Here is a 13,715-nt window from a genome sequence, read left to right as displayed (position 1 = left end):
CGCGAAGACCTCCGTTCCCGTTCGCTCAGGCCGGCGGCTTCTCTTAACACCCTCTCCCCGGGGGAGAGGGAAGCTCGCGCAGCGAGCAGGGTGAGGGGTTCTTCCATCCCGGAGTCAGCCCTTGATCGACCCGAGGATACTGACGTTCGCCCGCGAACTCCGCCGCGAACAGACCGATGCTGAAGAACTGCTCTGGAAACTTTTGAGAGATCGTCGGTTCGGCGGAGTGAAGTTTCGACGTCAACATCCCGTCGACTCCTACATCCTCGACTTCTACGCTCACAAGCATCGAATTGCCATCGAACTCGACGGTGGGCAACACAACAGCGATCCCGAGCGACGCCGAGACGACAAGCGATCAGCCCATCTGCGCAACCAAGGAATTCACGTGCTCCGGTTCTGGAATCACGACGTCTTCCAGCAAACAGATGCCGTCCTCACCACCATCTGGAATACTCTTGAAGAGGCAGGTGCGTTTGAAGGCGCCGAGTGAGTGACGGAATCAGTTGTTGGCGGTCGGTAGGAAACAGCGTCACCAGAGAAGAATAGCCCCCTCACCCCAAACCCCTCTCCCACAGGGAGAGGGGCTTCTCTTAACACCCTCTCCTTGCGGGAGTTGGCTTCTCTTAACACCCTCTCTTTGTCGAAGGCGGCTTCTCTTGACACCCTCTCTTTGTCGAAGGCGGCTTCTCTTGACACCCTCTCCCCGTGGGAGAGGGAAGCTCGCGCAGCGAGCAGGGTGAGGGGTTCTTCCATCCCGGAGTCAGCCCCCGCTCTCTACGCGAAGACCTCCGTTCCCACCAACTTGGGAGGGGCGAGTTCCGACTCGCAATGGACACATCCCTTCCGATCCCTCGGCGTCTCCTCGCCACACTGGGGGCATCGCTCCAGCACTGGCCAATGCCGACAGATCAAGAAACTGACCCAGAAAGGAAGTCCTCCGAGCGCGACCAGGACCGTCCAGATCGATCGTTCCGATTGGCCGAACCCGTAGCGTGCCGTTCGCCGTAGCGTCCACCAGGCGAGCAGAAGTCCGAGCCCGTGGACCACGAGGATGGCTGGCCAGAGTTCGGCGAGCGACTTCGCGAGCCCCTGCTGATACGTGACCACCTCCGTTCCGCCGTAGGACAGCAACGGCATCAACACCAAGATGCTAAGGTCGATCAGCAACGGGCAGGGAACCACCAGCGAAGCCCCCACCCACGCTTGCCCGGTCAAGGGATCGGGTCCCATCCGCCGCAGGGCGAGCGTCCGGTCTCGCTTGATCCGACCAGTGGGATCGACCCAGTAGAGCATGTTGATCTCGACCCCGGTGGAGTTGTCGATCGGAAGCTGTTGGGTGACGAACGACTCCTCCGCGGAGATCGGGATCCACGTCAGTGGCCGATCCCGCAACTCGCGGGGAATGCCCCAACGCCGAGGGTTCGTCAGGTCGCGATCGAACTCGAGGATCGTGTCGTTGGTGCGAACGAGCAGTCGACTCATGGGCTCGACGGCCGATGACGTGCTGCGATTGAGCATCACCATCGATCGAATCGGCGTCTCTTCCAGAACGCGTTTGATGGTCTTCCGGTCGAGATCCACGACCATCAGAGAATCGTCGGTCGTCACGAAAAAGACGCTGGCATTGGGGATACTGTCGGGCCCAGCGACCACCGATCCATAGTAGGGCTGCGTCGCGTTCTGTATCTGCTGTGGACTCACCACGAGCTGATTGAGGTGCGAAAGATCGCCCTTGATGGAAAACCGTTGGCCCGCGGGGATCGGTTCGCCACGCTCGCCGTAAGCTCCGAGAAATCCGATCCGTTGACTACTGAGTCTCTCGTAACCGACGAAGTAGGCCTTAGGATGCGGCTCATCGCCACAGATGAAATACCAATACTGTGGGTGTCGACTGGTCGTGTTGAAACCCCGGATCCGGTTGCGCCACGACACCGGGGTCATCCAGGTCGGCAGATGCGATGGAGGTACCCCGAGCCGTAGCGGCCCCGACGACAGCCACGCTTGGTCGGCCGGAACATCGACGCTGTTGCCTTCGAGATCCTCGTAGGTGTAGCCGCCCCAGCTATTGTTGCCGTTCCACGTCGCGACGAGGGGCTCGCCCCGCCCGGTGACTTGAAGTTGCCGTGCGCCGCCGCTCCCGCGGAGGGCCGTGGTCACCATCTGCAACGGCCAGGAGACCACGAATCCCCAGACGATCGCCACGCCCACGGCGAGCGTGAGCGCGGACACAAGCCGGACACCCAATCCTCGAATTTCAGGCATCTCTCGCGGTCTCCTCACCCGTAGTCTCGTTCGCTGGCGATCGCGCGGATATCGACCGCGAGCAGTCCATAGAAAACGGCCGCGACCGGAATCCGCAGCCACCATTGATCGGGCACCATCATGACGACCCCAAAATAGAGGCCGCTGGCCGCCAAAGGAAGCAGTCGCGTCCCGATCCAGCGCCCAGGGCGAAGCCCAGTGAGAAAGGCCCCCGCGTAGACGATGGGCGAGAAGAGCATGAACTGCCACGCGCCACGCGTCATCGACCATTCAAAGGGACTCGGGTGGTTCCCCGGGGTCGCCGCCCACCAACCGAAGAGCAAAATCGGAATCGCTTGCACCACAAGCATGACGGCGATCCCGACGCCGAGTTTGGTCAGGATCAGTGTCGAACGTGCGATGGGGCGATGAAAGAGAAAGAGGTAGACGCCATTGCCAAGTTCGCGGGTCGCCTGCCGATAGCCGAGGGCGATCGCGAGCGGAATCACCACGTAGGACAGGTACGCCACGAAGACGCCACCGGCGAACGGGACGACGTGAATCCGTTGCGGGAGAACGTCGATGGAGGGAAGAAGTGTCCTCCCCATCAAGCCGTTGACAATGGCGAGGCTCACCGCGAGCGCGATCGACGCGAAACCGATCGTCTCACGCAGCTCCTTGAGCACCAGGGCGCGGATCATCGGGCTCCTCCGTACCGAAAAAAGAAAGCGACCGCCGCGGGCCGCGGGTGTACTCGATAAAGGTGTCTTCCAAGTTCATCTCCACCCGCTCGACCTCGACGGGATCGAGACTGGCGACCGCCGCCTCCTGCTCCGAGCCGTAGCCGGCGAAGATGAGCTCGAGCCGATGCCCGACGTGCCACGACCCGACGAGGCCGGGACACTCGGGCACTTCGGGAACGTCACGATCGAAGGTGAGCACGATCTTGCGGACCGCTTCCTTGAAGTGCTCCGTCGGACAGTCGACGCGTAGCACGCCGTCGAGCATGATCCCGATCCTGTCGGCGACGCGTTCGACATCGCCCAGCACGTGGGAGCTGAAGAGAATCGTTCGCCCGCGCCGCTGAATGATCTGGATCATCGACTCGAGGAAATCTCGGCGCACGTTCGTATCGAGCCCCAAGGTCGGGTCGTCGAGGATAAGCAGTTCCGGGTCGGGGGCGATGCCGAGGATGAGCGAAACCTGGGCGAGCTGCCCCTTCGAGAGCCTGCGAAGTTTGGCCCGTTTGCTCAGCGCGAAGTGGTCGAGGACCGACTCCACCAAGTCATGGTCCCAGTCCTCGTAGAAGGCGCGGGTGAAGCGGATGACCTCGCCTACGCTCATCCAACTCGGCAGCGGGTGCCCCTCCGCGAGATAGGCGATGCGCGAACGGGTCTCTGGTGCCAGGGTGGCGACATCCTCCCCCAGCAGCTCGGCCCGCCCGTAGGAGGGACGCACCATCCCGGTGAGCATCTTGATGGTCGTCGACTTGCCGGCGCCGTTGCGGCCCAAGAGGGCGTAGACGGTACCTTCGTCAATGCTCAAGCCGAGCGAGTCGACCACTTTCGTGGAGCCGTAGTACTTCGTCAAGGACTCGGTTCGGATCGCCAACGTCATCGGTCGTCAACCTCTCGTGGTCATCACCTCGAAAACGCTCACCCGCCAGAAGACGCAAGACCGCACTTCTCGCTCTCGGGAAAAGAACGCCGTCGGCCGGTCACTGCCCCAAACCTGGGGGAGGAATGGGGGGGACCCTATGGACAGGGACCGACCGACGGCTGGGGACACCCATGACTTTTCGCACCGAACTCGCTTCATTCGAGCGGCCCCAATGTCCCGATGAGTGAGTTCGTTTCATGAACACTCGTTCCGCACTCGCGGAAATGTGTCGAACCCGGGGCATTTCCCACATGCCCACCGCGAGCGTGGGCATGGCACCCAAGCGGAACGTATCACGCTCGCGTGGGCAAACCGAAGTGGATCACGCTCGCGGCAATTGGTCGGCACTGGCTGACAAGCATCCAGTCGCACCCGCGCCGTTTCAACCGCCGCCACTGGACTGTTGCCACGCGAAGTCCTTCGCGCGGGCGGTGACAATCTCAAGGACCTCATCGGCCGAGAACCCGAGATTGACCGCCTCGGTAAGCCACAAATCGAGCATTTCCAGCAAGCGACTCTTGCGCGCCTTCTTCGTCAGTTGTTGCTCGCGCCGCGCCACGAAGATCCCCACCCCGGCGCGACTGACGATCAGCCCCTCCCGCTCAAGCTCGGTGAAGGCGCGGGCGATCGTGTTGGGATTGATGACCAAATCGCGCGCGAGCTGACGGACGGAGGGGAGTTTCTCCTCCGGGCGCAGTTCGCCGCGGGCGATCGCCTCGCGGACCTGCTGAACGAGTTGACGATAGATCGGCGTCCGAACGCCGGTGTCGATGCTGAGCTGCATGACTGCCCCATAACTGTACTAATTGACATAGTACACCTAACTCGCGCGCGCACAAGCGAATTCCACAGAATCTTCGATCCGGCCTTTCGGCAACGGATCACCCCGACCGAGTAGTCGAACGAGTGATGGTGGCAGGACGCCTCATCGCGCCGGAAAGGAGATCTGCTCTTCGAGATGGTGACGCGATGTCATGATCATGACACGACCGGCGTTTCCTGGCCGTCGAGCAATCAGTGGCACGCAGCGGGTGAGGGAAACGAACGTCACTGCGGAGAGGTCGCCGTCGAGAGGTCGCCGCGAAGTGTCGTCAGGCCGCTTCCACGGCCTCGGTTTCGCTGGGCGACGAGGTGGAAGAAGAATCCCCGTGGGGAAAGGAAAGCACCGCCGTCTCGACGCGGGTGCGCGAGAGCAGTTGCAAGAGCGCCGGCAAGAGGACCAAGGCGGCCAGCGAGCAGCACGCGACCCCGAGCGACAACACAACCCCGATGCTCGACATGCCGCGATGACTCGCGGTCATCAGCGACGCGAATCCGAGGATCGTCGTCAGGCTCGTCAGCACCAAGGCGCGCCCAAGCCCTCGGCCAAGAACATACGTCCCGTTACTGGCGTGAAAGTCATGCACCACGTGGACGCCGAAATCGACGCCGATCCCCAAGATCAGCGGCAACGCGATCATGTTGGCGGGATTGAGCGAGATCGAAGCGATCCCCATCAGCCCGAACATCGCCAGGCAACCGAGCACCAGGGGCGTCATCGCCAAGAGCGAGTCGCGCCAGCTTCGCACTCCGCACCAGACCGCGAGCAGGATCACCCCGATCGCCAGCCAGGCGCTGCGCTGGTAGCCCGCGGTCATCTCTCGGAGCGACAGGAGCGTCGAGATCGGCTTGCCGGTGACGTGCGGATCGACGGAGTAGACCTCACGCACGAAGGCGTTGAGCGGCTCGCCATCCCAAACGCTCGCGTCGGCGAAGATCTGCAAGAGCCATGTTCCATCGGGGCTGAGGTAACGCGAACGCAGCGCACTGGGCAGATCGGCCACGCCAACCGGTTCGGGGTTGGCGACATCGTGGAGTTTGCGAAGTTGGCCAAAGAGATCCTCGAGCCAACGGGTCTGGAAACTCGCCACCCGGCGGTCTTGGTCCAGTAGCGGCAGCCGACGCATCGCCTCGAGGGTCTCCTCGGCGGCATGACGCAGCCGGGTGATCGCCACCAATTCCGACACCGGCACGTTCTTCGGCAATTGAGCGATCGCCTCGATGCGCTCGGTGAGCTTCGCCAACTCCGGCGGCGGTAGCTTCTTGACCTGCTCGGTCGTCGGCAGGTCGGCGACCGCCTTGGAAATGGCGGCGACATAGGGACGCTTCTTCTCTTGATCGGTCGGAATCAGCGACGCGACTTCGACCACGCGCCCAACGCTCGGCAAGGCGGCGAACTCCTCCCCGAGGCGGCGAGCCTCCTCGGGCGTCTCCGCCATCGAGAGCGCGTACCACGCGGAGGCTCCCATTCGCTCGACGAGTTTCTCTTCCCATTCGACCGACGCGAGCCCATCCGATTGGAGGTTCAGCAAGTTGTAGTCGAAACGGAGCTTGGTAATCTGCGTCGCCAAGCCGATCACGACCAGGAGGGAAAGGAGCCCGACCAGGGCGGGCCGTCGCGCCAGAAAGAGCGCGGCCGGTTGATCGGCGACTAGTTCCCGCTCGCACCGCCTGACTCGCCCCTTGGTGAGCACCAAGAGCGCGGGCAGCACCGTGAAGGCTCCGACCAAACACCAGAGGACGCCGCTGCCGGCAATCCAACCCATCTCGCGCAGACCGAGAAAACCGGTCGCCATCGTGGTGAAGAAGGCTAGCGCCGTCGTGAGCCCTCCGATGAGGACGCCGGGGCCGACTGTCGTCGCCGCCCCCCTGTTCGATTCCGCCACGCTCAGGCCGAGCCCCCGCATCGATTCAAAACGGGAGAGCCAGAGAATACCGAAGTCGATCCCCAAGCCGACAAGCGTCACGATGAACGACGCCGAGAGAATGTTGAGGTGACCGACGGTCAGCGTGACCCATCCGAGCGTCCAACACGCACTGATGATCAGCGTGAGGATGGCGCACATGGGGTGACGCCACGCCCGAAAGGCGACCATGAAGAGACAGCCGACGCCGAGAAGCGAAATCAACATCGCCCGCGTGCTGTCCCGTTTCGCCGAGATCATCTCATCGGCTTCTAGGACCGGAAGCCCGGTGAGCCCGAAATGAAGATCGGGAAAGACCGGCTCCATGCGGTCGATCATGCGTTTGGCGAGATCGACCGACTTGCCGAAGTCGGAGAGGCTCGACGTGTCCTTAATCGGTTCGGCGCGGACGATGGCGGTCTTGCCATCCTCGGAGAAGAAGTACTCCGGCATCCCCGCGACCGAGGCGCCCAAGGTGGGTGATCGCAGCGGCACCCAAGGAGACCGAAAGGCCCGCCCGTTGTAGAGATAGCTGGTCATGGACTGCAAGAGTCGCGTCGCGGCGGCCGCCTTTTGGCGTCCCGACTCGTCGAGTGACTGCTGCTTGTCGATCGCGGTGCTCGAAGCGGCCAGGGCCGCCCCCAACGCCGAGTCGAGTGTGAGAAAACGCCATCCTCCCGCCAGGAGGGGCGTCAGCGGTTTCACGCGGGAGTCGATCGCTTCGAGATCCTCGATCGGGAGCTGATAGAGCCCCTTCGCATGAAGCCGCGAGAGATCGATGCGGTAGCAGACGTTCTGAAAGGCTTGGGGAAAGGACTCCAGATCGCGTGCCAGGGTCTTGATCGCTCGGACGATCTCCGAACGCTTGGTTCCCTCGATGATGAAGATGATGTCGGACTCGCCGCCGAACTCCTTTTCGTATTTCGCCCAGTCCGCGTAGTACGCGGCGGTGGGATCGACGAGATCGGTGCGGTCGGTCTTGAAGCCGAGCCCGTGGGCGGCGACGACGAGCGAAAGGACAGCGATCACGCCGGCGACCAGCGCGACCCGTCGCGGCGCCGCCTGCACGAGACGAATCCATGATTCCAAGAATCGCGCGGTAAGATCCGCTCGCCCCAAATGGCCTCTATCCCAGATCAAGCTCTCGGCCTCCGTCAGCATCTTCTGCTAAGACCTCGGGCCGATAGCACGCCCGTTGGCTTGATTCAATCCGATCTTTGGAGTTGTTTGCCAAGATTTGGAATGGGAATTGCTCCCCAGCACCCGTCAACGTTGGGGAATCGCTCCCCAACGTCGCGTAGGACAGTGGGAAAGTGGCGGGTCGCCAGAAACCCTCTTAAAGCACCAGCGAACGCGGATCGTCGGCGAGTCGATGAATGTCGTCGACGAGTTGTTCCTTGATCCCCTTTTCGCGACCCTCGGAGTCGACCTTCCGGCCATCATTCTCTTGGACGTAGAAGACGTCGACCACCTCGTCGGAGTACGTGGCGATCTTCGCGAGATGGACCCGCAGCCCGAGACGGTGTAGCGACTTCGCCATCGTGTAGAGCAGACCGCGCCGGTTCGGCGTGAAGATCTCGATGATCGTGAACTCCTCGGAACCCTTGCTGTCGACCACCACTTGAGTGGTCTCGCGCCCCACGATGCGCTTGCGGGTCACGAACGCCGACGGCAACGAGCTCCAAAGGACGTCTTGGATCTTGAGCTCGCCGGCGAGCAGCCGCCGGACCGTCGTCGCGAGCTGTCGGCAGCGTTCGGGGGTCGGTGGCCCGGTGTGGTGCTTGTCCTTGACGTCGAACTGGTCGAGGATGGTCTTGTCGCCGAGCGTCCGGATGCGCGCGGAGAGGATCTCCATGTTGTGGGCGGTCAACGCCCCGCAAATGAGACTGAACGACGCATCCGACGTCTCCTCGTGACTGACGACAGTCAGCGTGACCGAGTCCCCCGCCGGACGATACTCCGCGTTGAGGATCGCGACCTGGTCGGGCGTGAAGTCCTGCCAACGCCGCCAATGGGCGAGAATCTGCTCGTCGGTTTGTTCCTCGAGCATCTCGTTGGGGATCAAGTCGAGAAACGCCATCGCGCGCTCGTCGGCGCCCGCGGTCTTGGCGAGTCGGCGCCGCACCTCCTCCGACTTCACTTCCGATTCGACGAGCGGGTGTTCCTCGCCCAGCAGTCGCGCGGTTCGGCGGAAGAGATCCGCGAGGATGTCGGCCCGCCACTGATTCATCGTCCCTGGGCCAACCGCTTCGACGTCGACCACCGTCAGGACATAGAGCATCCGAAGCCGCTCGACGGTGCCGACCGTTCGGGCGAAGTCGATGAGTAGCTTCTTGTCGGTGATATCTCGATGAAAGGCGATCTGCGAGAGCAGCAGATGGTGCTCGACGAGGAAAACGACTGTCTTGTGCTCCTCGGCGTTGAAGCCGAATCGCTCGGCGACGACGCGCGTGATCCGGGCCCCAACCTTGGAGTGGTCCTCCTCGTACCCCTTGCCGACGTCGTGAAGCAAGATCGCCAGATGGAGCAGATCGAGTCGCTTGATCTTCTCGTAGACCCTCCCCAACAACCCATCGTTGAGAACGAGCTCCTCCGCGAAGCCAAGCATGACGAAGGTGTGTTCGTCGACGGTGTACTTGTGATAGGCGTTGAACTGAAGCAAGCAGCGAGCGTGTTCGAACTCGGGAATCAGGCGTTCGAGCACACCGACCTCGTGGAGTCGCCGAAGCACCTTCGCCATTCCGCCGGGCGTCTTGAGCAATTCGAGGAAGATGCGCACCGCTTCCGGATCGAGGTCCCCGGCGGCGTCCGAGTCGTCCCCCTCCTTCGGGTGCGGTAGGACGCCGTAGACCTCGCGCATCGCGTCGAGCGTTTCGAACTCGAAGTCGTAGTGGTAGAGCGACGCGAGTCGCGCGAGTTCGAGCGTGCACGCCAAGGACCCGAAGACCTCGACTTGGTAGCGCGGGATGACGCCGGCCCCGAGCGGTCCGACGCGAAACCATTTGCCCGTCCGCCAGGTCACGAGCCGTTCTTGGACGCGACGAGCCATGTGACGCGGGCGCGAGCGGGCGACGAAGCGCTGGACGATCTCCTCGACGGCGGTCGTCCGCCTGAAGTAGTCGCGCATGAACTGTTCGACGGCGAGCATCGAGGGGGAATCGTGATACCCCCATTCCTTGGCGATCCGCATCTGTTCGGAGCGCAGGAGCACGTCGGCCGCCTTGCCGGCGTGAAGATGCAAGTCGATCCGGACTCGCAGCAGAAAGTCGTGCGCGTCGGTGAGGATCCGCGCCTCGTCGGTTCCGATGAGCCCGCGCCGTTCGAGTTCGTGGGGCTCGGGGGCTTCGTAGAGCGCGCTACCGAGCCAGTGAATCAGGTGAAGATCGCGCAGACCGCCGACGGTCTTTTTGACGTCGGGCTCGAGAAGGTGGGACGTGGTGCCGAACTTCTCTTGGTCGGAAGCGACCGATCGAACCGTCTTCTCGTAGAGCGTCGCGGCCCCCCCGCGATTGAGATGTCTTCGGTAGCGCGTGACGAGATCGTCGTGCAGTTGTCGCTGCCCAAGGAGATAGCGCGCGTCGATCAGCGCGGTCCCGGGAAGGACCTCCTGTTTCGAGAGCGCGAGAATGTTGCCGACCGTTCCGACGTTCTGGCCCAGTTCGAAGCCGACGTCCCAGATGTCTCGAACGAGGACTTTGATGAAGTCCAGCACCACCTTGTGCGGATCGCGGCGGTGCAGGAACCAGACGTCGACATCCGAATGGGGCGCGACATCGCGGCGTCCGAAACCGGCGACGGCGACGAGCGCCAACTGCTCGACGACCGCGGCGCGTTCCTCTTCGGTGCGCTGCTCGAGGGCGTGCTGGTAGAGTTGGCAGATGACTTCTTCGATCGTGTTGGCGACCGAACAGGCGATTCCGAGCCCCGAGGAACGTTCCGCGTGCAGCGAGCGCAGCACGTCGAAGCGTTCTTGCGTGAATGCTTTAATACGTTGCAGATGCAATCAGATGACTTCCTCTCCGCGTTCCCCCGTCCGAATCGCGATCGCATCGATGACATCGGAGATGATCATCTTGCCGTCGCCGACGTCGCCGGTCCGCGCCGAATGGAGGATGGCGTTGGTGATCGCCGACAATTGCTCGTCGCGCACAAACAGTTGGATATGGATTTTGGGAATGAGATCGACGGTGTATTCGACCCCACGATAGTGCTCGGTACGCCCTCGCTGTCGCCCGAACCCTCGCACCTCGGTGAAACTGACTCCGAGAGCTCCGGCCAGGGCCAACGCCTCCTTCACCTCCTCGAGTCGGTGATGGCGAACGATGGCTTCAACCTTCTTCATCGCCCGACACCTTTCCTTGGATGAAGACGTGGCCCACGTCAGGGCGCGAGATGGACCCGTTCCCATCGTGAGCGGGGATGATCGAGGAAGCGCCACTCGAAAAAGAGAGGGACGGGGAATGACGTCCCCCGTCCCAGCGTGTGCCGGCCCCACTGAACCCGTTGCCCATGATCGACAACTTTCATCGCTCGGTGAGGTGGACCAACATGGCCAACCGCCTCGCGTCCGTTCCCTCATCGCGACACCGACACTTCGGGAGGCGGCGCGACATTGCGAGCGGACCTATTGGCATCGCCTGCTAGACGGCGCCGTCGCCGGTCTCGCCGGTGCGAATGCGGATCACGTCGGACAAGTCGGTGACGAAGATCTTGCCGTCGCCGATCTCCCCGGTCCGTCCCGCGGCGATGATCGCCTCGGAAACCTTCTGGACCATGTCGTCGCCGACGACGATGTCGAGCTTGATCTTCGGGAGAAGATCGACGGTGTACTCGACACCGCGGTAGGTCTCGGTGTGACCCTTCTGTCTTCCAAAACCGCGAACCTCGGTCACGGTGATCCCCGTCACGCCGGCATCGGTCAGGGCACCCTTGACGTCGTCCAACTTGTGATGACGGATCACTGCTTCAATTTTTTTCACCTGCGTCTCCTTGTTTGGTCAGTCTCTCGTTTCCCCGAAGGTCGGGGGATGGAGAAGGCGACCGGACCTTCCGCTCGGTTCGGCTCGATCACCTTCCCGGTTGCCACGGTCTGTCGATGCTCGACGATCCGAACATGCAGGCGGCTTCATCTAGTTCGTTGTACGAACCGCCTCCGCCACTTGTTGACGGAGGCGGCAACGCTCGGGGAGTTGACCCCAAGTCAGCTTAAACGTGGCCCGATCCAGCATCAAAGACAACATGCGACGGATAAGCCCCGATCCCATGCTCGTCGATGTCCAGACCTTGCTCTTCCACTTCGGGAGCAACTCGCAGCCCAACGATCGCGTCGACGATCTTGAACACGATGAAGGAGACCGGGAAGGCCCAAAGTCCCGCGGCGGCGATCCCGACCAACTGCGGCAGAATCAAGCCGGGGTTGCCTTCGATCAGTCCACTGTTCCCGCCGTAGATCTCCTGGGCGAAGATGGCGATCGCCAACGTCCCCCAGATACCGCAGACCAAGTGAACACTCAAGGCACCGACCGGGTCGTCAACCTTGATGTTGTCGAAGAACTTGATCGAGCAAGGAATGATGATGCCCGCGATACCGCCGATGATGACCGCCGAAAGGAGGCTGACGTCATAGCAGGGAGCGGTGATCGCGACGAGGCCACCGAGCACACCGTTGGCGGTGATGCCGAGGTCCCATTTGCCGTACATCGCCTTGGAGGTGAGCATCGCGATGAGTCCACCGGCACACGCGGCGAGCATCGTCGTCGTCGCGGTGTGAGCGAACTCACTGCCACCGATGGCGGTGGTGGAACCGGCGTTGAAGCCGAACCAACCCATCCAGAGGATGAAGGTACCGATCATGCCGTAAACCATGTTGTGGCCGGCGATAACCTTCGGCTTGCCATCGGCGCCGTACTTGCCGATCCGCGGACCGACCGCGATGGCTCCGGCGAGACCGCACCAACCACCGATGGAGTGAACCACCGTCGATCCGGCGAAGTCGAGGAAACCCCACTTGTCTTCCAGCCAGCCGGCTCCATCGTCGAGGAACAAGCTGCCCCAGGCCCATTTACCAAACACGGGATAGATGAAGGCCGTAATACAGCAGGAGAAGATGATGTAGGCGGGGAAGTTGGTACGACCGGCCATACATCCGGAAACGATCGTCGCGGCAGTCGCGGCGAAGACTGATTGGAAGATCCAGAAGACCATGTTGGCCTCATCGATCGATCCATCGGAGCCGACACCACTGAAGAGGAAGTCCCCCGTTCCGATGATGCCGTACGAGTCGGAAGGCCCAAACATGAGACCATACCCGACGATCCAGAACGTGATTCCACCGAAGCACATGTCGGCGGCGTTCTTCATCATGATGTTCGCGGCGTTCTTGGCTCGGGTGAATCCAGCTTCGACCAGGGCGAAACCGGCTTGCATCCAAAAGACCAAGATCGCGGCGATCAACGTCCAGAGATGATCCCCTTCCGCTTGAACGACCTCCGGCGTAAGCGGTTCACCCTCCTCTTCGACCGCCGCCTCGTCGATTGTCGCCTCCTTATTCCCCTCGGTCACGCCCTTGGGGAGGGCATCCCCTTCGGCGGCCTTGGCGGCGGTTGGCGTCGGTTCGTCTTGCGCGAAAGCGACCGGGCTGGTCGCCAAGATTGTCGCAAAACAGCTCAACAAGAGCAGTAACTTCCACTGACGGTGCATTCTCAGCAATTGGCTCATTGGCGCTTTGTTCCCTTTCTACACTTGGCAGGACGCGGGTAACTCTCCCAAACGGCGGACCTAGCGCGTACGCTGTCCAGACCCCGAAACATGGTGTGATAAGCCGGCTTCGCCCGCGATAGGGACGTTGAGAACCATCCGATCGAGAGCGGAACCGCGGTCCGCCAGGAAGAGGACGAGTCCTCCCGGAGTGTGCGTTTCCCCTTTTACGGAGGCCGCGCCGTTTCTATCGCGAAGCGGGCGGTAAGGAAGCAAGCAGAGTGCCAAGCAGAAGGGTCGGGGCGCTCTCGGCAAGACGAGCGATTTACTTAAACCTTTCTTCACAACACAGTTGCAAAAAAAGTAAAAAAGAGGTGACTATTTAGAGTTGGT

At 62.1% G+C, this 13,715-nt stretch carries 10 protein-coding genes; 1 reads left to right on the top strand and 9 read right to left on the bottom strand.

Annotated elements, in window-relative coordinates; genetic code table 11:
• Positions 1-121: 121 nt before the first annotated feature.
• Entirely contained in the window at positions 122-493 is a 372-nt protein-coding gene (locus tag Pan216_RS08645; RefSeq protein ID WP_145257575.1) for an endonuclease domain-containing protein, read from the top strand.
• 284 nt (positions 494-777) lie between these two features.
• Here Pan216_RS08645 and Pan216_RS08640 read toward each other — a convergent pair whose 3' ends face one another.
• The 9 genes from Pan216_RS08640 to Pan216_RS08600 all read right to left on the bottom strand — a co-directional run bounded on the left by Pan216_RS08640 (position 778) and on the right by Pan216_RS08600 (position 13,343).
• On the bottom strand, positions 778-2,265 hold the full coding sequence (locus tag Pan216_RS08640) for a hypothetical protein (RefSeq protein ID WP_145257572.1): 1,488 nt from the start codon (positions 2,263-2,265) through the stop codon (positions 778-780).
• 14 nt (positions 2,266-2,279) lie between these two features.
• A complete protein-coding gene (locus Pan216_RS08635; RefSeq protein ID WP_145257569.1) occupies positions 2,280-2,945 on the bottom strand; it encodes a hypothetical protein in 666 nt (221 codons plus the stop codon).
• Positions 2,911-3,861, bottom strand: coding sequence for an ABC transporter ATP-binding protein (locus Pan216_RS08630; RefSeq protein WP_145257566.1), 951 nt, complete (start codon positions 3,859-3,861; stop codon positions 2,911-2,913). Before Pan216_RS08630 ends, Pan216_RS08635 begins: the two co-directional genes overlap by 35 nt.
• Before the next feature lie 424 nt (positions 3,862-4,285).
• Positions 4,286-4,687 carry a GntR family transcriptional regulator gene (locus tag Pan216_RS08625; protein ID WP_145257563.1) on the bottom strand — a complete coding sequence of 134 codons (402 nt, stop codon included), beginning with the start codon at positions 4,685-4,687 and terminating at the stop codon, positions 4,286-4,288.
• Positions 4,688-4,994: 307 nt separating this feature from the next.
• Positions 4,995-7,694: an MMPL family transporter gene (locus tag Pan216_RS08620; protein WP_419193423.1), complete on the bottom strand. Its 2,700-nt coding sequence runs from the start codon at positions 7,692-7,694 to the stop codon at positions 4,995-4,997.
• 268 nt (positions 7,695-7,962) lie between these two features.
• Positions 7,963-10,629: a [protein-PII] uridylyltransferase gene (gene glnD / locus Pan216_RS08615; RefSeq protein WP_145257557.1), complete on the bottom strand. Its 2,667-nt coding sequence runs from the start codon at positions 10,627-10,629 to the stop codon at positions 7,963-7,965.
• Positions 10,630-10,968, bottom strand: coding sequence for a P-II family nitrogen regulator (locus Pan216_RS08610; protein ID WP_145257554.1), 339 nt, complete (start codon positions 10,966-10,968; stop codon positions 10,630-10,632).
• A gap of 298 nt (positions 10,969-11,266) precedes the next feature.
• Positions 11,267-11,605 carry a P-II family nitrogen regulator gene (locus Pan216_RS08605; protein ID WP_145257551.1) on the bottom strand — a complete coding sequence of 113 codons (339 nt, stop codon included), beginning with the start codon at positions 11,603-11,605 and terminating at the stop codon, positions 11,267-11,269.
• Positions 11,606-11,831: 226 nt separating this feature from the next.
• Complete coding sequence (locus Pan216_RS08600) at positions 11,832-13,343, bottom strand: ammonium transporter (protein ID WP_419193422.1); 1,512 nt, start codon at positions 13,341-13,343, stop codon at positions 11,832-11,834.
• Positions 13,344-13,715 lie beyond the last annotated feature (372 nt).

This window comes from Kolteria novifilia (assembly GCA_007748055.1).
Classification (GTDB): Bacteria; Planctomycetota; Planctomycetia; order Kolteriales; family Kolteriaceae; genus Kolteria; species Kolteria novifilia.
Note: the sequence above shows the minus strand (reverse complement) of the source record. Positions and strands in the feature narration are given on the sequence as shown.

Excerpts from the sequence above, each read along its gene's own strand:
- Pan216_RS08640 (WP_145257572.1), bottom strand. The coding sequence starts at position 2,265 with ATGCCTGAAATTCGAGGATTGGGTGTCCGGCTTGTGTCCGCGCTCACG.
- Pan216_RS08635 (WP_145257569.1), bottom strand. The coding sequence starts at position 2,945 with ATGATCCGCGCCCTGGTGCTCAAGGAGCTGCGTGAGACGATCGGTTTC.
- Pan216_RS08630 (WP_145257566.1), bottom strand. The coding sequence starts at position 3,861 with ATGACGTTGGCGATCCGAACCGAGTCCTTGACGAAGTACTACGGCTCC.
- Pan216_RS08625 (WP_145257563.1), bottom strand. The coding sequence starts at position 4,687 with ATGCAGCTCAGCATCGACACCGGCGTTCGGACGCCGATCTATCGTCAA.
- Pan216_RS08610 (WP_145257554.1), bottom strand. The coding sequence starts at position 10,968 with ATGAAGAAGGTTGAAGCCATCGTTCGCCATCACCGACTCGAGGAGGTG.
- Pan216_RS08600 (WP_419193422.1), bottom strand. The coding sequence starts at position 13,343 with ATGAGCCAATTGCTGAGAATGCACCGTCAGTGGAAGTTACTGCTCTTG.